Origin of the sequence: Aminipila terrae (assembly GCF_010120715.1) — a bacterium.
Classification (GTDB): Bacteria; Bacillota; Clostridia; order Peptostreptococcales; family Anaerovoracaceae; genus Aminipila; species Aminipila terrae.
On record NZ_CP047591.1, the window covers coordinates 689034 to 711627 of the forward strand.

Below are 22594 nucleotides of genomic sequence, written 5' to 3' on the forward strand. Positions count from 1 at the left end.
AAAATAAATTACGACCTTGACTAAGTGCGAACCTTTTTTACTCCTCTATTTATAGTTTTAATATTTAATTCTATTTAATTAGTTTATAACATTTCCGTCAATTGTCAAGCCAAAAATTTAAACCTCCCGAATCGGGTCCTTTCAGTGCCTCCATTTTAATGGTCATAATAATTGAAATTTCAAGCATTTATCGTAAAATCCCCATTGCTTTTCAATTCATTAACGTATATAATAAATTGTAGTTTTCAACCACATTTATAATTATTTTTTGTAATATGATTACATGATTTTAATCATAATTAAGATAGGTATCCATTATGTATAGATTTTCATTATTCAGAAAAATTTTATGCTTTGCTGCCCTGATTATACTTATAGTCTCTACTTTATCACCTTCCTATGCTGATGAAGTAAAAAAAAGTCCCATTAAAGTAGGCTTTTTTGAACTTGATGGTTTTAATGATGTAGACCAGGATGGAAATCTAAGCGGATATGGTTATGAATATCTTATGGAAATCTCCAAATATACAGGATGGAAATACAACTTCATTTATTACACAGAAGATAAAAATGGCAAACACCGGTTAACCTACTATGAAGCCTTGGATTTGCTAAAACAAGGCAAAATAGATATCATGGGCAGTATGCGTAAAACGCCGGAAAGATCTGATTTATACCTGTATCCAATTTTTCCCTATAATATAAATTACAGTTGTCTTAGTGCAGCTTCTGACAATACTAAATATACCTGTTCAGATTTTTCCTCTCTTGACGGAGTGGTAATCGGTACCTTTAGAGGTAGTTCAAGAGATGATGAAATTAAAGCCTTTTTAAAAGAGAATGGGGTAAAAAATTATTCTTTGAAAGCCTATGACACCATGAAACAGCTAAAAAAAGCACTGCTTAAAACTCATACTATAGATCTGATTTATGCAAATAATTTCAGGTCCATAGAAAATGAACGTGTTCTTGTCAGATTGAATCCTTCTCCCTATTATTTTGCAATGTCAAAAAACAATAGGGAGAATCTGGATGCATTGTCTTCTGCAGTGGAACAGATTGAAGTCAATCGTCCTTTATTTTCAAAGAAATTATTAACTAAGTATTTTCAGGATTCTTATTCATCCCAATTAAAACTTTCTCCTGAAGAATTACAATATATCAAATCCAATCCAGTGGTCAGAGTGGCTTATGACCCTTATTTCGCACCCTTTGAATACTATGATAAGTCAAGTGGGAGGGTTTGCGGTATTTCAGCAGACTTATTGAGACTCATCAGTAAGCAGACTGGACTGAAATTTTCTTATGCGCCCACAACTTCATATGATTCTGCCCTGAAAAATGCTAAAAAGAATCATATCCAGCTTATCGCCACTTTTGGTTCAGATTATAAATGGGCTGAAAAACATCATTCCAGATTGACCACTTCTTATTTAGATCTGCCAGTTAGTGCTATATACAACAAAAAGGTAAAAAATTATAATGACAAGTCCCTTTCCGTAGCGGTGGAAAAGGGATACTTTTTAACAGAAAAACTCAAACGTGAAAAGCTGTATACCCATTATATTTACTATGATACTTTGGAAGAATGTATCAATGCTGTAGACAAAGGCGATGCAGATATTACTTTTGCCTCAACTTACAGTGCGGATTATTTTTTATCCCATTCCTATTACTCTAACTTAAAAATGTTTACCACCTATGATTTAAATTATGAGATTTCACTGGCTGTTACTAATACCAGTGACGATTTACTTTATAGTATCATAAATAAGTCACTGGCCAATATACCAAGACGCAGCTTCGATGATATTTTCTACAAGAATATCTTATTTTATAAAGAAAATGCCTCTTTATCAGATTATATTACTTTACACCCCTATGAGTTTATGGCGGCAGGATCCATATTAGGAGCCCTTCTGCTTGCTGGTCTGGTTTCATTAAGAACAGCGAAGCATAATGCAAAACAGGAAAAATATCTGAATGATGAAAGAATTAATCTGGCGCTTATGCATACTAATATCAGCTTATGGGACTATGACTTTAAAAATAAGCTTTTAATACAACCCTCTGGCTCAAAAAAATATTTGGTCCGAACCAGTTGATTTACGGGGTTCCTGAGGTACTGGTGAATACTGGTTATGTACACGAGAACAGCAAAGACTCTTTTTGTCAGTTATTTTATAAAATACAGGGCTCCGAATCCATTGTTTCAGGAGTTTTTCAAATACGCCTTGCTGATTCTAAAGTTGAGTATGAGGATTATATATGGATGAGAATCACACTTACGAAAGTCTTTGATGAAAACAGCGTACCAATCCGCGTTTTAGGAGTGTCAGAAGATATAACTGAAGAAATGTCTTTTAAAGAAAAGGCCACGAAAGATTCTCTTACCAATCTCCTGAACCGTGCTGCTTTCAGACAATACACCATGCAGTATCTGGCTGAACATATGGATGATGAATCGGGAGCTATGTTTTTAATTGATATCGATAATTTTAAACATGTAAATGACCAGCACGGCCACGTATCTGGAGATGAACTGTTGCTTAATATAGCTAATATTCTGACCTCACACTTTAGATCAGAAGACTTGATCTGCAGACTGGGTGGAGATGAATTTACCGTTTTCATGAAACATGTTCATGATATAGAAGAAGTCAGAAAAAAAGCAAAACTACTATCAGAAGCTTTGATCTTTAATTCAGATAAACTTTTCTCAACCTGCTCTATTGGCATTGTGATGAAAAAAGTAAACTCTACTTATGAAGATTTATACTGGTACGCAGATCGTGCCATGTATCAGGCTAAGCAACAAGGCAAAAACCAGTGGTATTTAATTCCCTGACAAATAAATGACTTTCATAAAACAGAGACTCTGGCTTAGGTATTTTCCTATGTCAGAGTCTTATTTTTATCTTATTGGCTTATAAGCCTAAAAAGCATTCCACTATACTGTCTATAGTAGCTTCTTTAGAGATATGAATCTCCATTCCATATTTTCTTGCTTCTTCTGCTGTCTTTTCACCAATACATACGGCTTTTACATCAGAAAAATTGGATAACCCACAAGAAGCTGCAAATCCTCTGACCGTAGATGCACTGGTAAAGGCTACATAATCCGCTTCTTCTGAAGCAAACTCTATTAACGTTCCATGGGAGTTTCCAGATTCAGCCTTCTCATTGCTTTCCGCTTCAAAGGTATCATACACAGCTACATCTGTAAACTTAATGGAAGCTTCTTCAAGAGGTGTCGTCACTTCATCTGTTCCAATCCTGGCTCTTGGAATTAAAATTTCAGGCTTCCTTCCAATTTTGGATCCTAACTCTGCAGATCTGGCTGCAATCAGTTCTCCCAAAGCTCTGCCACTATAAACGGCAGGCATCAGGTCAACCAGAATCCCCATCTTTTCTATTGCATCTCGGGTAGCAGTTCCTATAGCGGCGAATCTGATACTTCCTAAATCTCTTATATCTTTTTTCATTTCCCGCAGCTTGTTGAAAAAGGCTGTTACCCCTACTGGACTGGTAAATGCAATATAATCAAATCTTCGTATATCATGAATAGCGTCTTCCAGGGGTTTATTGTTCTTGATTTCTTTCGTTTCAATAGCAGGCATAAGCATGATTTCAGCCCCCAGCATGGACAGTTTGTCTGCTAGTGAGGAGTCCCTGTCCTTTGGCCTTGTGATAGCTATCTTTAATCCTCCAAGAGGTCTGTCTTCTGCCCAGTGAAACTCTTTTTCCAAAGCACACACTTTTCCTACAACAATGATGGCAGGAGTCTTAATTCCAGCCTTTTCTGCATCTTTCGTTAAATTGGTAACATCCGAAACCACTCTTCGCTGATGTGCAGAAGTACCTCTTTCCAAAACAGCAGCAGGCATATCTGGTTCTATTCCAGCCTCCAGTAATCCCTGGCATATCTTTGGCATAGCACTGATACCCATAAGAAATACAAACGTACCTCCCAGCTTAACAAGTGAATGATAATCTATTTCTGCCTCTTCTTTTTTCTTTGTATGCCCCGTTATAATATGGAGCGAAGATACAAAATCCCGATGGGTAACAGGAATACCATTGTAGGCAGGCACAGAAACTGCCGAAGTAATACCTGGTACAATTTCAAAAGGAATGCCGTTTTTACAAAGCAGTTCCAGTTCTTCACCGCCCCGTCCAAAAACAAATGGGTCTCCGCCCTTCAAACGTACTACTCTTTTCCCTTTTAAAGCCTCTCTTAAAAGAATCTGGTTAATTTCGTGCTGGGGAACAGCATGATTGCCAGAAACTTTCCCTACAAAAATCAATTCTGCCTGGTCAGGAATCATTCCCAGAACACCCTGTCCTACTAATTTATCGTAAACAACTACATCTGCCTGGTCTAAAACTTTTTTACCTTTTATTGTAAACAACCCAGCATCTCCAGGTCCTGCTCCTACCAGCCATACTTTTCCATTTTTACAGTCTCTCATCATTTTATTTACCATCCTTTAACTGCTTAGCTAATTCCACGGCAAGGTTTTCCCCGTCTCCAGTTTTTCCTGATATTTTTCCCTTATGGTACTGTTTGGTGTCTTCATTATAGTAAAGGCCTCTTATTAAAATTTCATCACCAGATATTTCAGCGAACGCTCCAATGGGAGAACTGCATCCTCCATCTAAATAGCTAACAAATGCCCGTTCTGTCTTTGCACAGATTTCAGAAGACTTATCATTTAAACAATCTAAGAAAGAATAATCTTCTCCTTTTCTTCCCTGAACAGCTATAATCCCCTGTCCTGCCGGAGGTATTATTTCATCTGCTGTAAACACTCTGCTAATACGTTTTTCCAGACCTAACCTGGATATACCTGCATATGCCAGTATAATCGAGCCATACTGGCCACTGTCAAGCTTTGATAACCTGGTCTGCAAATTTCCTCTGACACTTTCCACTTTCCAGTCCGGATAGAGTTCTTTAACTTGGAGTTCTCTTCTTAAACTGGAAGTTCCCAAAGGAAGTTCTTCATTGGCAGACTGTGCCCCCTCCGGATAAACTAATACGTCTAAGGGATTTTCTCTTTTTGAAAAAGCTACCAGGGGAAGTTCCTGTGAAATTTCCATGGGCAAATCCTTAAGGCTATGTACGGAGATATCAATTCTGCCTTCCATCAAAGCTTTATCCAATTCTTTTACAAACAAGCCTTTTCCACCAATTTTATCTAGTCTTTTATCCAGAATCAGATCTCCTGTGGTTTTCATGGTTACAAGTTCCAGTTGAATTTCAGGATGCGCCTCTGCTATCTGATTCATTATAAGCCTGGACTGAGCCACAGCCAGCTTGCTGTCCCTGCTCCCTACAATTATTTTCCCTCTGGCCATTTTTCTCTCCTTTTTAATCCATATCTCTTAATGCTTTTTTAATAACCTCCGAGCCTTTTTTAGCAAGGCTATGGCTTTTGCCTTGAGCGGTAATTCCAGTAACCAGATTTCCCTGTATAACCACACCTGGAAAATAAAAATCACACTCTTCCTTCTTATCAGCCACATTTACCAGAATGCCTCTGTTTTTACACTGTATTCCAATGCTCTCATTAACCTCCCTGCTATTTGTTGCTGCTAAAACCATATGGGCTCCATTAACATCTTCCATATCAAATTCCTTTTCAAGAAGTTCTATAGATCTGTTTAGCCCTGCTTTTTCATCTATATTAACATATTCGTTAATCATCTGTTTTATTTCCTCAGGAATTTCCTTAGCCACAATTCTTACATTACATGAAAATTGAAGCAAAGTCCTGATTCGTCTGCTGGCGATTTTTCCGGCACCAATAATTGCAATATTTCTATCCTTAATATTTATAAACATAGGAAACCAGTCTGCCAATTCCGGCATGGCTAAATCCCTGTTAATTTCTTGTATAACCTGAGGGAGAGACATTCCACAATCCTGTTCTCCTCTTCCCACAACGATTAATGTAGCGCCTGCATTCTGGGCGGCCTGATATTTTTCATAAGCGCCCCCTTCGGTGCCTGTGTCTTTAGTAACCATGTAAGTACAGTTGAGTTGCTTTAACATTGCTACATTTAACTCACAGGAAAAGGGCCCCTGCATACAAATCAAGTGCCTGCCAGAAAATCCAAGTTCATTGCAACTTGCCAAAACCGGTTCCATGGGAAGTACTCTTGCATAAAGCCTTTCCTGATAATTCCTAACTTCCGTATATCTGGCCAGTTCTTTGCTGCCAGTTGTCAGAAGCACATTCCCTTCAGTCGTATTTAAATACCTGATTACTGCATCTGTATTCTCCACAAACACACAATCCGATCCAAATTGGGTTTTTTCCCTGAGTAATCGGATATATTTTATATTTGTTTGATGACAAGCTTCTTTTATATTGTCCGTTACAAGGGTTGCATAGGGATGTGTGGCATCAATGACCATATCAAATCCCCTTGCCATCAGTTGCTGCATTCCTTCTACGGTCAGTCTGCCTGTGTTAATTTCAAGGTTTTCCCCAGGTTCCTGTTCCAGTATTTCTTTTCCATATTCAGTAGCTACACAGGCACATACAGATACTTTTTTCATGTCCAGAAGTGTTTCAATTAACAATCTGCCTTCTGTAGTCCCAGCAAACACCAAAATATTCATGGCTGCCCTCCTGTTATCTAATGTTTAAGAGTTTCCCTGGATGCTGACCTGTGTAATGCTTCCAGGCATTCCTCCCAAAGTTCCTGTGGTAACTGTTCACGAAGACCATACAGCAATTTAGATGTAGCCTTTTTTACAGACGCCTCTGCTGCTTCAACAGAGTTCTCTGAATCATATTCCTCCATTTCAGAAGACTTGCTTATAAATCTCTGCACGGTGTCCTCTGATACCATGTCTACAATCTCTTTAATCTTCGGAATATAATGTCTGAATTCAAACCATCTGTTAATTTCTTCCTGGTACTCTCCCAGAATATCCATGGCCAGCTGGACCTGCTCTTCATTTTCTTCCCTGGTTCCTCCGCTGTTCATGGAATCTATATCGTACAATTTAACATGGGGCATTTTGCCTATTTCAGGATCAATATCTCTTGGAACAGCTAAATCAAATAGATAATATTTTCTGTCTGCCTCCGAATCTGTTTTGCCACTGATATACGGTTGCTTCAAAAGTTCCTTTACATCTTCCAGACGGAGAGTATAATGGGGACTTAAGGTTGCGCTCACTATAACCTGTTTCCCGCTAACCTGAGCAATCCGGTCATCATATGGAACCATTTGGCATTTTTCCGGAACGATGGATTCCTGCTCATCATTTCCATGCATTTTTCTTCGCAATGTCATAGAAACGGATGCCCCACATGAAGCCAGCATATTAACTACAAGCTTTCCCATTTGCCCATTTCCAATAACCAGGCAGGGAACTTCCTTTAAATCGCCTAACGCCGATTTTAAAATATCAATGGTATCACTTGCTGATGAGCGATTAACAGTGCACATATGTACCTCTGTCTTTACACGTTTCCCTGCAGCCAGTGCTGTTTGAAACACCTTTTCCAGAGCCATGTCTGCGCAGCCACATTCTCTGGATAGTTGTAATGCTTCCCTTACCTGTGATATAATCTGATCTTCTCCAAATATCTTAGAATCAAAACCGCAAACCAGTTTAAGAAGGTGGTCCACCGCCTGACTGCCGTCACGCTCTACAAAATATTCTCCATACAGGCTGGCATCTATTTTTTTAATCTGACAAAGCATGTCATAAGGGTTTACCGTATTCAGTTTTTTGTTATCGCACTGACTAATCCAAAGTTCTGTCCGATTGCAAGTGGAAAGAAGGATACAGCCCTTTAGTCTGAACCGTTCTTTAATCTCTTTAACAGCTTCTTTTACTCCAGCTTTTGTAAAAGAAAATGTCTCTCTGTAATCAAGGGAAGCTTTGCTATGATCGATGCCTACCATTTTAATGCGCATTCTGATTCGCCTTTCAAAACTTATGTTTCTAATGTTAAGTAGAATTATTTTTTGTCTCTGACAATAAGTACGGAAAAATAACTGGCATTTTCATCAATTTCATCTATATTTGTAAATACACGTTCCCCTTCCATCCCACAACGTTCAACCATTTTAACACTGGGAGGATTATCTATGGAATTGATATATTCTTTCAGTTTACCTATAGATTTTCCACTCTTCATGAGAACTTTCGTCCCCTTCATATGTAACGCTTCTTCTGTACCATCATAAGAAGCCGGTATAATGTGCAGTTCCTCTTCTGCCTCTGTCAGGCTGTCATTCAGCCTTGCTGAAACCGCGCAGAAAGAAGGAATTCCCGGAACAATTTCCGTCTCATATCCTGCATCCCTGACCCTGTTATGAACATATGCATACGTAGAATAAATGGTAGGGTCCCCTAAAGTGAGAAACACAACATTCTTTCCTTCATCAATCCATTTTTTTACCTGCTCTGCTGCAGCGTCATGGCTTGCTTTCAGTTTTTCTTTATCTCTCGTCATAGGCATATCCAGCTCAACAATGCATTTCTTATCTAAATCGGGAATAGCTCCCTTTGCTATTGTATATGCTACATTTATGCTTTGACCAGACTTTGGAACCGCAATTATGTCGCACTCCTCTATTAGTCTTACTGCCTTTAACGTCATGAGTTCCGGATCCCCGGGACCAACACCTAACCCGTATAACTTTGCCATCTATATCCTCCGCATTTTATTATTATTCGCTATTTTCCTTTATTTTTCAACATTAATCGTCTATTCACAATCTACTGTATGTTCCAAATAAATTTGCTGTATTCCCTTAAATTCTCCAATTCCCCTTAAAATGCAGGATACCTTATATCCGGCTTTGTTAAACAGTACTTTCCATGAGTCTTCCTCATCACCAGCCATATCATTGACCGCATGATCCCCTGCTACTACCATAAATGGCATAAGTACCACTTCTTTAGGATTATATTTTTTTACATGTTTCAGAACAAGCTCCACATCTGGATATCCTTCCACTGTCCCTACAAAAACATTCTCATACCCCAGTGATTTAAATCTGTAGTCCAGGGCGGCATAAGCAGCATCTGCAAAATGACCTGTTCCATGACCCATAAGTATTAAAGCCTTATTTTCACAATCTCCTTTTTTGGCTTTAGTCATGTCCAGTTCCGGCACTTCTGCCATGATAGCATGACAAACTTTATCGTAGTCTTGGGAAGTGGTTAATAGAGCCGATCCAACCCGAATAGTGTCAAAACTTGTAGTAAATGGTTCTATTTGTTCCATCATCTTGTCATATTCATCACCATTAATAATATGTGTAGGCTGTATCAATACATCCTCAAATCCATCTGTGGCCAGCCTTTCCATGGCCTCTGTGACATTATCAATATGAATATGGTCCCGGTTTTTAAGTACTTTCATAATGATACTGCTAGTAAATGCTCTTCTTAGTTCCCGGTCCGGATACGCTTTACTGATAAATTTTTCAATTTCACCAATAGTTTTATCTCTAGTTTCTTTATGGCTAGTGCCAAAACTTACTATTAATAGTGCTTTTTTCATTCATGTAACCTTTCTATGCTGCGATATTCAGCATACCTACTACCCTTTTCCATCTTAATTCTGCTTCTACCTGTGAAGCTGCAAAATTACTATCATAACTAAAAAAAATCGCCATCCTGAAATCAGAACAGCGTAATACGGGAGCTGACAATAAGCCCCTCTTATTACACCTATTCATCGTCCGTAAAAAAAGTGTAATTTCTGTTGCAGTCAATAAAACTAAACAGAATCCGATACTTTAGGCAGGTCTTCTGACTCTGGAATCCACATTGTACTTTCCCTTCCCATTTTTACACAGTGGCATATTAAGTACAACTCCTCCATTACAGCGGCGTGACCGCGTGGGCTTTTACCCAACTTCCCTATTCTCCCGGCAGGAATTCCCGGGCACCTACAGTATTTCAATTGTCTCATATATTGTAACACTAAAATAGGGGGTGGTACAACCCCCTAAATGCATTCTCATAGTTATTCTGTTGTTAACATTTACGTAATTCTATTTATATATTGAAGAATTTTGCTGCATCATCCAGTGTCTTTTTTATCTCCAGTTCTGTATGAGCATTGGAAATGAACATGGCCTCAAACTGGGCAGGTGCAAAATAACTTCCATTATTGAGCATGTGCTGGAAATATTTTGCGTATTGCTTTAAATCGGACTTTCTGGCAGATATATAGTCTGTTACAGGCCCCCCTGTAAAAAATAAGGTGCCAATCGATCCTATATGGTTTACCGTGCAGTCTGCCTTTGCTGTTTTCACTATCTCTGCAAGTCCGCCATATAACTTTTCCCCTAAAGTATTTATATGCTCATAGATATCTGGGTTTTCTTTTAAATTAGTAAGCTGCATAATGCCTGCTGCCATTGCAACAGGATTTCCGCTCAGGGTGCCTGCCTGATAAACCTTTCCTACTGGTGCTACACATTCCATGATTTCTCGCTTGCCACCATAAGCCCCTACAGGCATGCCGCCCCCGATAATCTTTCCGAAAGTAGCCATATCAGGGGTCACTCCGAACAATTCCTGCGCCCCGCCTGGTGCTAATCTGAATCCGGTGATTACTTCATCAAAAATCAGTACAGTTTTGTTTATATCACAAATCTCCCGAAGCTGCTTCAGAAAACCGTCTTTGGGAAGAACTACTCCCATATTGGCAGCTACAGGTTCAATGATAACAGCTGCAATATCATCTCTATACTCCTGGAATAGTTTTTCCACACTGTCCATATCATTATACTTTGCCGTAAGAGTATCTTTAGCACAATTTTCTGTAACGCCTGCACTGTCAGGGGAACCGCCCTCCGCAATAAGGGCAGAACCTGCTTTCACCAAAAGTCCGTCACTATGTCCATGGTAGCAGCCTTCAAATTTGATAATCTTACTTCTTCCTGTATATCCTCTTGCAGTACGCAGAGCAGACATGGTAGCTTCCGTACCAGAATTGACCATTCTTACCATTTCAAAACATGGAACCATTTCACAGACTAGCTTCGCCATGGTTATTTCTCTTTCAGTAGCCGCACCAAAGCTCAGACCATTTAAAATTGTTTCCTGTACTGCTTTTAAAACTCCCGGATTATTATTTCCAAGAATCATTGGTCCCCACGAACCAATATAATCTATATATTTATTGCCATCTGCATCGTAAATAAACTGTGCATCCGCTTTTTCTATAAACCTGGGGGTCGTACCCACAGCCTGAAAAGCTCTTGCAGGACTGTTTACTCCTCCGGGTATATACTTTTTCGCTTCTGTAAATAAACGTTCTGATTTATCTGTCTTGCTGTTCAACATTTATATTTCCTCCGTTATCATCAAAGGGCGCTTTTCATCTTATCCAATTCTTCCACTTTGAACCATCTGTGCAATTTCTTTTGCAAAGTAAGTAATAAGCATATCTGCCCCTGCTCTGTAGATGCTGGTAGTAGTTTCTGCAATAATGGCATCCTCATCTACCATTCCAGCCAGGCCGGCAGCTTTAATCATGGCATATTCGCCACTGACACTATAAGCTGCTACTGGAACATCGACATGATCTCTGACTTCTCTTATAATATCTAAGTAAGACAGGGCCGGTTTTACCATAACAATATCTGCTCCTTCTTCAATATCCAGGAAAACTTCTTTCAGAGCTTCTCTTCTATTGTGATAATCCATCTGATAGGTCTTTCGGTTCCCCTTAAAATTGTCGGAACCTGCAGCCTCTCTGAAAGGCCCGTAAAATGCAGATGCATACTTTGCCGCATAAGACATAATCGGGGTGTCTTCATAACCTGCTTCGTCTAAAGCTTCCCTAATGGCCAGCACTCTGCCATCCATCATATCAGAAGGGGCAACCATATTAGCTCCGGCCCTGACTTGAGATACAGCAGTCTTTGCTAATAAAGGAAGCGTTTTATCATTGTCCACAGTATCGCCCTTGATTATGCCACAATGTCCATGAGAAGTATATTCGCACATACATACATCACCAATATAATACAAGTCTGGGAAATCCTTTTTAGCTGCCCTTAAAGCCTCCTGAACAATACCATGATCATCATAGGCTCCGCTTCCACATTCATCTTTGTTAGCTGGTGCTCCAAAAAGAATGATGTTCCTCACTCCAGCTTTTGAAACAAGTTCAAGTTCTTCACCCATAGTATCTATACTATAGCGTTTCTGCCCAGGCATAGTGGTAATTTCAGTTCTGATATTCTTTCCTTCTTCTACAAAAATAGGGTAAATTAAAGAATCCTTTGATATTCTGGTTTCTCTTGTCATGTTTCTGACTCTTTCATCCAGTCTCAACCTTCTGGGCCTTGCTAACATATCCATAATCTGCTCTCCTTTTCCTAGAAAAAACGACCCATCGTTTAGATTAAGGCCGCTCTTCCCAATTTGCTGTTATATATACCAAAATTTAGATTGTTTTCTTTGCCGCATCGATTACATGCATCATAAGCAGGCTTGTAGTTACTCTGCCAACTCCTCCGGGTACCGGAGTAATGGCCTTTACAATGTTTTCTGCCGCCTGGAAATCTACATCACCACAAAGCTTCCCATCATCTGCCATATTTATGCCCACATCAATAATTACCTGATTCTCATTGAGATAGTCTGCACCGATTGTTTTAGCCTGTCCTGCCGATACAATTAATACATCGGCACTTTTGCAGATTTCTTTCATATTCTCTGTTTTTGTATGACAAATAATCGGTGTCCCATTTCTTTCCAGTACCATCATAGCAGCAGGTCTGCCTACTACCAGACTTCTTCCTATAACCACAACCTTTTTTCCAGTTATATCAATCCCATAGTGATCCAGAATCTCTATGCAGGCTCTCGGCGTACACGGTGGATATCCCAAATCGGTCCCTGTATAAACTCCTGCCATGGACTGGTCGGTAATACCGTCCACATCCTTGCAGGCCAGTAAAGCCTTACGGATAGTATTATCATCTATATGTTCTGGCAACGGCCTGAATAATATCACTCCATGAACGGTTAAATCAAGATTAATAGCGGCCATAACATTTAGTAACTGTTCCTGGGTAATGCTTTCTTTAAACAGATACTTTTTAACATCCACACCAATGGATTCTGCACATTTGATAGCGCCTTTTTCATAGGATATATCTTCTACCTTATCCCCTATCCTTATGATTCCCAGTGTAGGGGTTATACCTTTCTCTTTCAAAAAAGACACTTCTGCTCTAAGTTTTTCGTTTATAGCGTCAACTACTTCTCTGCCATTTAAAATTTGTGCCATAAATTACTCTACTCCTTTGTTAATTCTGCAGTTACACTGCTATATATTTCATCTGCCATTATTTCATAGCGGTTTAATAAATTCTTTGCTTCTTTGTTAATATGGGACGCATATACCCTGTCTTTCATGGCCTTCGTATTAATAAAAACATTCAGACTAGCTCCCTGTAATGCCGCTTTGCAGCAAACAGCTCCCACCCCGGCGTCACTTACCGCCAAAGCACTGCCTTTTTCTGCAAATTCTTTATGAAGCTCAATAGCATCTCCACATTTATGCATGATTTCTAGGGGTACTGAACAGGCTTCTTTTAAAGCGGCTTCCATAACCCTGTCCTTCTCTGCTCTTTCTGCTTCAGTATCTTTGGGCATGCTGTAAGCTTTAGCTAAAGGTTCAAACACTTCTGCATCTCTGTCCACAAGTATAAGCAGCTCTTTCTGGATTTTGTCCGCCTTTTGTTTTAAATGGCACATCTGTTCCTGAACGTCTGCATATTTTTTCTTACCTATGGTCAGAGAAGCCACCATATTTCCCAGAGCGGCACCTATTGCACCTACTAATGCAGATGCACCGCCTCCTCCGGGTACTGCCTCTTTACTTGCAAGTACTGTTACAAAATCTTCACATGAACCTTTAACAAAATTCATATCATCTATTCCTTTCTAGAACAAACCTGAAATTCTTCCAGTATTGTCCACGTCAATCTTTTCTGCTGCCGGAACTTTAGGCAATCCTGGCATGGTCATAATATCCCCTGTTAAGGCAACAATGAAACCGGCTCCTGCGGATACCTTTAAGTTTCTTACCGTTAATATGAATCCTTTTGGAGCACCCAATAATTTTGCATCATCTGAAAAACTATATTGCGTCTTTGCCACACAAATTGGAATATTTCCAAATCCAAGCTGTTCCAGCTGAGCCATCTGTTTCTTTGCATTAGGAGTAAATGCAACCCCATCCGCATGATAAATTTTAGTGGCAATAGCATTTAGTTTTTCTTCAATACTCATATCAAGAGAGTAGCTGTATGAGAAATCATTTGGCTGTTCACACAGTTTTACAACCTCTTCAGCCAGAGTCTTACCGCCTTCACCGCCCTTGGCCCACACTTCACTCAGCGCAACTTTTACCCCAAGCTCTCTGCATTTTTCTTCAACCAAAGCAAGTTCTGCAGTTGTATCCGTAGGGAAGGCATTGATTGCAACTACTGCCGGCAATTTAAACACCTTGGTAATATTTTCAACATGCTGCAATAAATTAGGCAGTCCCTTTTCAAGAGCATCAAGATTTTCTTGATTCAAATCTGCTTTTGCAACCCCACCGTGATGTTTTAAAGCACGAACTGTAGCAACGATAACTACTGCAGAAGGCTTAATATTGGCAGCTCTGCATTTTATATCCAGGAATTTCTCCGCTCCCAGGTCTGCTCCGAAGCCGGCCTCAGTAACCACATAATCTGCCAGTTTAAGAGCCATTCTTGTAGCCATAATCGAATTACATCCATGGGCAATATTAGCGAAAGGTCCCCCATGAATAAATGCAGGATTATGTTCCAGGGTTTGTACCAGATTAGGTTTTAATGCATCTTTAAGCAGTGCACCAATGGCTCCCTGAGCTTTTAAATCACCTGCCGTAACTGGTTTATCATCATAAGAGTACCCTACTATAATTCTCTTCACTCGGTCTTTAAGATCATCAATGTCTTTAGACATACACAGGATAGCCATGATTTCACTGGCTACCGTTATATCAAAACCATCTTCTCTTGGAGATCCATTGGGTTTTCCTCCCAAGCCGTCCACTACAAATCTCAGTTGTCGGTCATTCATATCCACGCAACGTTTCCAGGTGATTTTTCTGGGATCAATATTCAGCTCATTTCCCTGTTGTATATGATTATCCAGCATTGCTGCTAAAAGATTATTTGCAGCACCTATGGCATGCATATCTCCCGTAAAATGAAGGTTAATATCTTCCATTGGAACTACCTGGGCATAACCACCACCGGCAGCTCCACCCTTTACCCCGAAAACAGGGCCAAGCGATGGCTCTCTTAAAGCAACAAGGACATTCTTATTGATTTTCTTAAGTCCATCAGCTAATCCAACGGTTGTGGTTGTTTTTCCCTCTCCTGCAGGAGTTGGAGAAATAGCTGTCACTAAAATCAATTTGCCATCTGGTACATCTGCTTTGTCATTTAAAATATTATAGTCAACTTTAGCTTTATATTTCCCATAAAGCTCCAGATACTTGTCATCCACTCCGGCAACTTTGGCAATTTCATCAATGTGAAGCGCCTCTGTTTCTTGTGCAATCTGAATGTCACTCTTAAATTCCATATTAGGCCCTAACCTTTCTCATAATCTGCAATTATAAATTCTCATTTGCCAATACCTGATTTCTTACTTTAATAGCTTACCTTCTCCTAAAAAACTTGTCAACAATTAACAGAATATTTAAATGGGAAAAATTAATGTTCTAAGGCAAAATTTTCTTTAGAAAAGTCTTTCTATGTATTTCGCAAATTCCTGCTTTATCTATGCCTTCATAATGTGCTTTGGTTCCATATCCTTTATTTTTTTCAAAAGCATAATCAGTATACTTCTCAGCATATTCAATCATCATCCGGTCTCTTGTTACTTTTGCCAGAATAGAGGCTGCAGCAATAGACACGCTATTGGCATCCCCTTTTATAATACCGGTCTGAGGGATATCTACATCTTTCAGAGTCAGGGCATCAATCAATATATGTTCTATGCCCTTTTCCTTTCGTTTCCTCAGCTTTTCATCGGCTTTTAAAATAGCTTCCTTCATAGCCCGTTTCGTGGCTTCTAATATGTTAATATCGTCAATTATGTGATTATCCACCATGCCTATAGCATAAACTATGGCTTTTTCTTTTATTTTTTCAAATAATTCATTTCTTTTTTTCTCTGACAGTTTTTTAGAATCGTCCACTCCCAGTACATCAAAATCTTTTGGGAGCACAACACAAGCTGTAACCACAGGGCCTGCCAGAGGCCCTCTTCCTACTTCATCCACCCCCGCTATAAAGCAAATATCTTTTTTGTACAGGCCGTCCTCATAGCTTTTCATCTCAGCAAGCTTTTCTTTCAGTAATGCATTTTTTTCTTCTTCGTTCATTATTCCTCACAACGCTCCAAAGTAATTTTTCCTATTGTTCCTGCTCTGAATTCGTCAAGAACAGTTCTTGCAGTTCGTTCATAGTCTGTTCTTTTTCCTGACAATATAAATCCTCTTTTTACAGCAATAGCCTCCATGGTATCTAATGGCATTAGCCCAAGCTCTATAAGTTTGTATCTTTCCATTAATTTCTCCGGGTACTCTTCCTGCAATACGCCAATCAGTTCAAGGGCTAAAGAGGCCAGATCCATGGTTTCATCTCTGATAGATCCGCAAAAGGCTAAATTTAACCCAACCTCAGGATCTTCAAATTTTGGCCATAAAATACCCGGCGTATCTAAAAGCTGCATTCCGTTAGCCAGAGTCAGCCATTGCTTTCCTCTTGTAACTCCCGGACGATCCCCTGTTTTAGCGCTCTTTTTGCCTAAAAGCCTGTTTATTAATGAGGATTTCCCTACATTGGGTACCCCCACAATCATCATCCTTAAAGTTCTTTTTCTGGACAACTCTTCATTTCTGGCATCCTGATATTTGGTAAGCAGGCTTAACAGACTGGATACACCACTTCCATTCATACAGTTCATAGGCACTACAAAATGCCCTTCTTCTTTAAACAGTCTTGTCCATCGGTCATTTTCCCTGTTATCAGCCAGATCCATTTTATTTAAAATAATTACTCTCTGTTTTCCGCCTATCAAGTCATTGATGATAGGATTTCTGCTGGAAACCGGTATTCTCGCGTCAATTACTTCAATAACCAGATCTACCATTTTAAGATTTGCCTGTATTAATTCTCTTGTTTTTTTCATATGCCCTGGATACCAGTTTATATTTTCAATCATGTTTTCACCTCTAAAATGCAATATTTTTATTACATTATTTACTTACCTGTTATTATTATCAATATTTCTAAAAAAATAAGAGACCCCGGAAAGGGATCCCTCAATTTTCACTATTCGTGCTTGCTCTTAATTCTAGCAGCCTTACCAGTTCTTTCTCTCATGTAGTTAAGCTTAGCTCTTCTTACATCGCCTCTCTTAACAACTTCAACCTTATCAATCTTTGGTGAGTTAATAGGGAATGTCTTTTCCACTCCTACGCCAGAAGCAATTCTTCTAACGGTGAAAGTTTGGCTGATACCGCCGTTCTGCTTCTTTAAAACAAAACCTTCGAATATCTGAACTCTTTCTCTGTTACCTTCCTTAATCTTGATGTGCACCTTTACAGTATCACCAACATTAAACTGAGGAATATCGCTTCTTGTGTATTCCTGTGCAATTGCCTGCATTACATTCATTGTTATTTCCTCCTTCCTTCCCAAGACGCTCATGGCAAACTTTAAAGTAAATCCCTTTAAAGTAATATTTGTATTTCAACATTTTATAATGTCCAGAGGACCGTCCGTAATAACCTTATCTACTATATCATAAAGTACTTTTTATTGCAAGTACTTTTTACGCTACAAAAGCCTTTAGAATCATTTGTCTAAAAGGTTTTATGCCCTTGGATGTGTTCTGTCATATACATCTTTTATACGGTTTTTAGTTACAGATAAATATATCTGTGTAGCTGTTATATCCTCATGCCCCATTAATTCCTGTAAGGACTTTAAATCTGCCCCATTCTGGATCATATGAACAGCAAAGGAATTTCTGAGAGTCTGAGGGGTAATTTTACTGTCAATTCCTGCTTGTCCTGCATATTCTTTTAAAATCTTCCATAAGCCCTGTCTGGTTAATTTTTCACCAAAATAATTTACAAACAAAGCTTCCTCCGGATGATTTTCATCCTTGTTTTTTATAAGTTTATCCCTTACTTCAAATATGTAATTTTCAACTGCCGCCCTAGCTGGCCTTCCCATTGGAATGATTCTGGCTTTTCCATGTTCGCCGTTGCAAGTGATAAACCCTAACCTTAAATTTATATCTCCAACCTTTGCTTCTATCACTTCACTGACTCTGATTCCAGTAGCATACATGAGTTCCAGTAGGGCTTTATCCCTCTGGCCTTTTATAGAGTCATCCGGTAGTGCCAGCAATTTATCCACCTCTTCAATGGTCAGATATTCCAGCTCTTTTCTTTCTATTTTAGGAGACTTTATGTTCACAACGGGATTTTCTTTTACATATCCTTTAGCCATCATAAAATTGTAAAAGGCCCTTAAAGAAGCCACTTTTCTGTTTACAGTGGCTGAAGATTTCCCATCATTTTTTAGTTTCAGAACGAAGGATACAATCTCCGTATTTGAGCCATCAACCAATTTACCTGTGTTTTTCTCCTCTAAAAATCTGCTATACTCTGAGATATCTCTACAATAAGCCTGTAAAGAGTTTTCAGACATCCTGCGTTCAGTGGTTAAATATTTTTTAAACTGCTCTAAATAATCGTTCATTTTTTTCTCCAATAATTTTCTCTGATTTAATTAGTATACTCTAGGGGAACATGGTTTACAATAATAATTTACATTAAATTTGTACTATTTTTCTTTTAAACAGCATATCCTTTTATCATAACTACCGTTGTTTATGAGGATACAAACATGAGAAAAACATTTTTTACCAATACAATTGAAGGGCTTTCCTTTTCCAAAGAATGCACAACATTGCTATTCTTTGTGTTTATTTTCGGCATTTCCACAGGTGTATTTTTTGAAGTTATGATGAATACAGATATTAAATCAGACATGCAATATTACCTGCAGAATCTGCTTCGGTCACCTATTGATGCAAATGCGGTTTCTGGCAACTCGTTTGCCACTTTAATCTGTTCAATCATTATAAATATGCTTGCTATCATTTTTATAGCTTTATCTGGCTTCACAAGGTTCTCCTATCCAGCATCTTCCATCATATTATTTGTCAAAGGTTTATCTTTAGGCTATTGTTGCTCTTTAATACTTGAAACCTTAGCCCTGAAAGGTATATTTGTCATCGTATTATCACTTTTTCCTCAAAATACGTTGCTGATTCCAACAATTTTCATATCAGCCAATATTGCTATTACCAAATCTTCAACCCTAAGATACAAAAAAAATAAAGGTATAGTCAGAAGATTTAATACTTCAGATGCTCCATACCTTTATGCGAATATATTCTTATGCGTGTTGGTCATTGCCAGCTGCATTATTCAGAGTATATTTTTACCTGCCGCTGCAAAGCTCATTTGATTTCAGTTTTAACTTTGCCCATGCCTGCATGATGGCGATGGCTGTTTTTCCATCTTCAATTTCACCGTTTACAGCCATTTTAAACAGTTGGTCCAGATCCATTTCAAATATGTCCAGTGCTTCATTTTCATCAAAATCAGTTTCTCCTGGAACTAGCTCCGTACAAAGATAAATATACAGTGCTTCTTTAGAATATCCTACTGAAGGATAAAATTTAGTTAAATATTCTATTTTCCCAGCAGAATAACCAGTTTCTTCTTTCAGTTCCCGCACAGCCGTACTATACGGTTCTTCCCCTTTTTCTATTTTCCCTGCAGGAATCTCCATAATAACTTTCTCAATGGGTTTTCGAAATTGTCTGACCATGATTACTTTTCCATCATCTTTTACAGCAATCATAGCTACGCCGCCATTGTGCTCCACTATTTCTCTGTACGAAGTACGTCCATTTATAACCTGTACTTTATCTTTTCTCAAATTTAAAATGGCACCTTCATAAATCATTTCACTGGATAATGTTTTTTCCTCAAAAGTCATACTGTTTCACCTCTTATTTACTCATTAATCTGGATTTATCTACAGCAGCCTGAAATCCTGCTTCTACCAACTCTGAAAAACCTTTTTCCTGTAAAGTCTTTACAGCTTCAATAGTAGTTCCTCCTGGAGAACAGACATTGATTCTAAGCTGAACCGGATCTACGCCCGTTTCCAGCACCATCTTTGCTGCCCCAAGAACGGATTGTGCTGCAAATATAGTGGCCTGTTCTTTATTCATTCCATTCTTTACTGCCGCCTCTGCCAAAGCATCAATATACATATATGTATATGCAGGGCTGCTTCCACTGACTCCAATCACACAATGAATAAGCTGCTCTTCAACCTCTTCAGCTTTCCCTATAGATTGAAAAATATCAAAAACAGAAACAAACTGTTCGTCATCTACATTTTTATTTCGGCTTACTGAAGTCATGGCTTCATTTACCATGGCCGGGGTGTTTGGCATAACTCTTACAATTTTTGCCTCTTTACCTACAAAGCCTGAAATACTTTCTATTGTAACTCCAGCAGCCATAGATACCAGAATTTTATCGCTGCTGTATTTTTCTGCTACCTGAGGCATTATCTCTGGGAACATATTGGGCTTAACTCCTAGCATGATTACGTTACAGGCATCCATCAGTTCTGAAATATTCTGGCATGGGTTAACACCAAGTTCAGTGCAAAGTTTTTCTAGTTTGTCCAAGTCTCTGCCACAAACAAAAACATCCTTATGCTGAATCCTGCCTGACGCCAGATACCCTCTGAGTATAGCGCCCCCCATGTTTCCTGCTCCTATAAAACCAAGTTTCATATTAATCCACCTTCCCGAAGAAAACGGTTCCGGTCTCTTCACCACAAGAAGCATTCTTAATAATATCCAGCTTTTTGCCATTCAGCAATATCATTGGTATTCCGTACTTATTTACTCTTCTTGCGGCCTCAATCTTGCAGGTGATACCGCCTGTACCGAAGCTGCTTTTTCCCTTTACGTCTATGTTTTGAAGCAGTTCATTGATGTCATGGATTTCTTCAATGAGCTTTGCATCTTTATAGGATTTAGGGTCTTTGTTAAAAACTCCATCTATATCACTTAATATAATAAGCGTATCTGCATTCCAGAGGCTTGCAGTAAGTGCGCTTAAAGTGTCATTATCTCCTATTTTTATTTCATCTACACTTACACTGTCATTTTCATTTATAATTGGCACTACGCCTTCATCAATCAGTGTAAATAAAGCGTTTCTGATATTTAAATTTCTTGTATGTTCTTCAAAGTCTTCTTTCGTAAGAAGAATTTGTCCTACATGCAGACCATAATCGCTAAAATACTGCTTATACGCCATCATCAGTTCTACCTGTCCAATAGCACACAAAGCCTGCTTATAGTTAATATCTCCTCTTCTGCTCCATTTATTTATTGCACCTATGCCACAGATTCTGGCACCGGAAGATACTACCACAACTTGCTTTCCCTGCTGAATCAATCCATTTACCTGTTCAACAAAGTTTTGTATGGCCGTTTTATTTACATTACCATGGTCATCAGACAACACATTGCTTCCCAGTTTAATAACAATTTTTTTACTATCATTTATTACTTCACTTATCGCACTCATATTTACTCCCGTCCTGTAAGGTTTATAAAATCTATCCTGCTATAAAAAGCAAAATAAAGTCTTACCATATTAAAAATATTGATTATCTTTCATATGACCTAATATTATACACCTTTTTTTGCCTGATTTAAATAGTTAATCAGTAAATAGATAAAACATATAGCGCTCTACCCCATATGTTTCTGGAGAAACAGCGGAATACTTTCGGTAAAGAATGCGTTAAACGTGTCTATTGTTTTATTTAAATCTTCTGGTAAAACTCCTAACGCCTGCTGTATGGCAATTCCATCCACAGCAGCTACCAGAATGGAAGCCACACTTTTTTCATATTCATTATTTTCTATTTGGAATGCCTCTTCAAATAAGTGGGCCGTATTCTTTATAATTTCAGAATAATTATTCAGGTATTTATTCTTTATAGGACGTTCTCTGGCGATAACATCACTGAGTAAAAGGATATGAAGTTTTTGTTCATCTATCTTAGACAATCTTTTCGATACTTCTGAAACGATCTCTGAAAGCAGCTCTTTTCCCTTTTTAGGAATTTCATCCTTTACACCACCTACCATCTTGTGTGTAAATTGAAGGGACTGCTTCATTACATCAAACATAATCTCATCTTTATTTTTATAATGATGATAAAGTGAACCTGTAGTCAGACCCGCTTTTAATGCAATTTTCCGGACCGTGGTTTCTTCAATTGAGCTTTCCTTTAAAACTTCAATAGCAGCATCAATTATCCGTTGTTTTCTTTTATTCACTTCACCCATGATTTTTCCCTCATTTTTACTAATTTATAACTTTATACTAGCATAAAAGTATTTAACTTTCTATAA

At 38.5% G+C, this 22594-nt stretch carries 23 protein-coding genes and 1 riboswitch; of the genes, 3 read left to right on the forward strand and 20 right to left on the reverse strand.

What is annotated here, in order from left to right:
- Positions 1-317: 317 nt before the first annotated feature.
- Both Ami3637_RS03200 and Ami3637_RS03205 read left to right on the forward strand, forming a co-directional pair.
- Positions 318-2105: a transporter substrate-binding domain-containing protein gene (locus Ami3637_RS03200; protein ID WP_162361292.1), complete on the forward strand. Its 1788-nt coding sequence runs from the start codon at positions 318-320 to the stop codon at positions 2103-2105.
- Positions 2106-2128: 23 nt separating this feature from the next.
- Positions 2129-2848 (forward strand): GGDEF domain-containing protein, encoded by a 720-nt coding sequence (locus Ami3637_RS03205; RefSeq protein WP_162361293.1) that lies wholly within the window; start codon positions 2129-2131, stop codon positions 2846-2848.
- A gap of 79 nt (positions 2849-2927) precedes the next feature.
- Here the strand turns inward: Ami3637_RS03205 and cobA are convergent, their stop codons facing one another.
- The 16 genes from cobA to Ami3637_RS03285 all read right to left on the reverse strand — a co-directional run bounded on the left by cobA (position 2928) and on the right by Ami3637_RS03285 (position 18828).
- On the reverse strand, positions 2928-4475 hold the full coding sequence (cobA, locus tag Ami3637_RS03210; RefSeq protein WP_243158094.1) for a uroporphyrinogen-III C-methyltransferase: 1548 nt from the start codon (positions 4473-4475) through the stop codon (positions 2928-2930).
- A gap of 1 nt (position 4476) precedes the next feature.
- Positions 4477-5361, reverse strand: coding sequence for a hydroxymethylbilane synthase (gene hemC / locus Ami3637_RS03215; protein ID WP_162361294.1), 885 nt, complete (start codon positions 5359-5361; stop codon positions 4477-4479).
- A gap of 13 nt (positions 5362-5374) precedes the next feature.
- Entirely contained in the window at positions 5375-6631 is a 1257-nt protein-coding gene (cobK, locus tag Ami3637_RS03220; RefSeq protein ID WP_162361295.1) for a precorrin-6A reductase, read from the reverse strand.
- A 17-nt stretch (positions 6632-6648) separates the two neighbouring features.
- Positions 6649-7944 carry a glutamyl-tRNA reductase gene (hemA, locus tag Ami3637_RS03225; protein WP_162361296.1) on the reverse strand — a complete coding sequence of 432 codons (1296 nt, stop codon included), beginning with the start codon at positions 7942-7944 and terminating at the stop codon, positions 6649-6651.
- A 44-nt stretch (positions 7945-7988) separates the two neighbouring features.
- Positions 7989-8681: a precorrin-2 C(20)-methyltransferase gene (gene cobI, locus Ami3637_RS03230; RefSeq protein WP_162361297.1), complete on the reverse strand. Its 693-nt coding sequence runs from the start codon at positions 8679-8681 to the stop codon at positions 7989-7991.
- 60 nt (positions 8682-8741) lie between these two features.
- Entirely contained in the window at positions 8742-9542 is an 801-nt protein-coding gene (locus Ami3637_RS03235; protein WP_162361298.1) for a sirohydrochlorin cobaltochelatase, read from the reverse strand.
- Positions 9543-9555: 13 nt separating this feature from the next.
- The gene (locus Ami3637_RS03240; protein WP_162361299.1) at positions 9556-9720 is read right to left on the reverse strand and encodes a hypothetical protein; all 165 of its coding nucleotides are present in this window, start codon (positions 9718-9720) and stop codon (positions 9556-9558) included.
- A 46-nt stretch (positions 9721-9766) separates the two neighbouring features.
- Positions 9767-9952, reverse strand: a riboswitch (cobalamin riboswitch).
- A 90-nt stretch (positions 9953-10042) separates the two neighbouring features.
- Positions 10043-11338 (reverse strand): glutamate-1-semialdehyde 2,1-aminomutase, encoded by a 1296-nt coding sequence (gene hemL / locus Ami3637_RS03245; RefSeq protein WP_162361300.1) that lies wholly within the window; start codon positions 11336-11338, stop codon positions 10043-10045.
- Between the two features lie 39 nt (positions 11339-11377).
- On the reverse strand, positions 11378-12355 hold the full coding sequence (gene hemB, locus Ami3637_RS03250; protein ID WP_334297046.1) for a porphobilinogen synthase: 978 nt from the start codon (positions 12353-12355) through the stop codon (positions 11378-11380).
- Between the two features lie 91 nt (positions 12356-12446).
- A complete protein-coding gene (locus tag Ami3637_RS03255; RefSeq protein ID WP_162361302.1) occupies positions 12447-13295 on the reverse strand; it encodes a bifunctional 5,10-methylenetetrahydrofolate dehydrogenase/5,10-methenyltetrahydrofolate cyclohydrolase in 849 nt (282 codons plus the stop codon).
- Between the two features lie 8 nt (positions 13296-13303).
- Entirely contained in the window at positions 13304-13939 is a 636-nt protein-coding gene (locus tag Ami3637_RS03260) for a cyclodeaminase/cyclohydrolase family protein (RefSeq protein WP_162361303.1), read from the reverse strand.
- Between the two features lie 15 nt (positions 13940-13954).
- Positions 13955-15631, reverse strand: a complete 1677-nt coding sequence (locus tag Ami3637_RS03265; RefSeq protein ID WP_162361304.1) for a formate--tetrahydrofolate ligase — start codon at positions 15629-15631, stop codon at positions 13955-13957.
- A 139-nt stretch (positions 15632-15770) separates the two neighbouring features.
- Positions 15771-16436, reverse strand: a complete 666-nt coding sequence (locus tag Ami3637_RS03270) for a ribonuclease HII (RefSeq protein WP_162361305.1) — start codon at positions 16434-16436, stop codon at positions 15771-15773.
- Positions 16436-17278, reverse strand: a complete 843-nt coding sequence (gene ylqF, locus Ami3637_RS03275; protein ID WP_162361306.1) for a ribosome biogenesis GTPase YlqF — start codon at positions 17276-17278, stop codon at positions 16436-16438. Before ylqF ends, Ami3637_RS03270 begins: the two co-directional genes overlap by 1 nt.
- Before the next feature lie 110 nt (positions 17279-17388).
- Positions 17389-17733 (reverse strand): 50S ribosomal protein L19, encoded by a 345-nt coding sequence (gene rplS, locus Ami3637_RS03280; RefSeq protein ID WP_162361307.1) that lies wholly within the window; start codon positions 17731-17733, stop codon positions 17389-17391.
- 198 nt (positions 17734-17931) lie between these two features.
- Positions 17932-18828 (reverse strand): site-specific tyrosine recombinase, encoded by an 897-nt coding sequence (locus tag Ami3637_RS03285; protein WP_162361308.1) that lies wholly within the window; start codon positions 18826-18828, stop codon positions 17932-17934.
- 147 nt (positions 18829-18975) lie between these two features.
- On the opposite strand from Ami3637_RS03285, the gene Ami3637_RS03290 reads away from it, so the two are divergent.
- On the forward strand, positions 18976-19602 hold the full coding sequence (locus tag Ami3637_RS03290; protein ID WP_162361309.1) for a stage II sporulation protein M: 627 nt from the start codon (positions 18976-18978) through the stop codon (positions 19600-19602).
- Here Ami3637_RS03290 and Ami3637_RS03295 read toward each other — a convergent pair.
- The 4 genes from Ami3637_RS03295 to Ami3637_RS03310 form a co-directional block, all read right to left on the reverse strand.
- Positions 19576-20139 (reverse strand): NUDIX domain-containing protein, encoded by a 564-nt coding sequence (locus Ami3637_RS03295; protein WP_162361310.1) that lies wholly within the window; start codon positions 20137-20139, stop codon positions 19576-19578. The two genes, Ami3637_RS03290 and Ami3637_RS03295, sit on opposite strands and share 27 nt — an antisense overlap.
- A 13-nt stretch (positions 20140-20152) precedes the next feature.
- Complete coding sequence (proC, locus tag Ami3637_RS03300) at positions 20153-20953, reverse strand: pyrroline-5-carboxylate reductase (RefSeq protein WP_162361311.1); 801 nt, start codon at positions 20951-20953, stop codon at positions 20153-20155.
- 1 nt (position 20954) lies between these two features.
- Positions 20955-21758: a glutamate 5-kinase gene (gene proB, locus Ami3637_RS03305; RefSeq protein WP_162361312.1), complete on the reverse strand. Its 804-nt coding sequence runs from the start codon at positions 21756-21758 to the stop codon at positions 20955-20957.
- A 167-nt stretch (positions 21759-21925) separates the two neighbouring features.
- The gene (locus Ami3637_RS03310; RefSeq protein ID WP_162361313.1) at positions 21926-22528 is read right to left on the reverse strand and encodes a TetR/AcrR family transcriptional regulator; all 603 of its coding nucleotides are present in this window, start codon (positions 22526-22528) and stop codon (positions 21926-21928) included.
- Positions 22529-22594 lie beyond the last annotated feature (66 nt).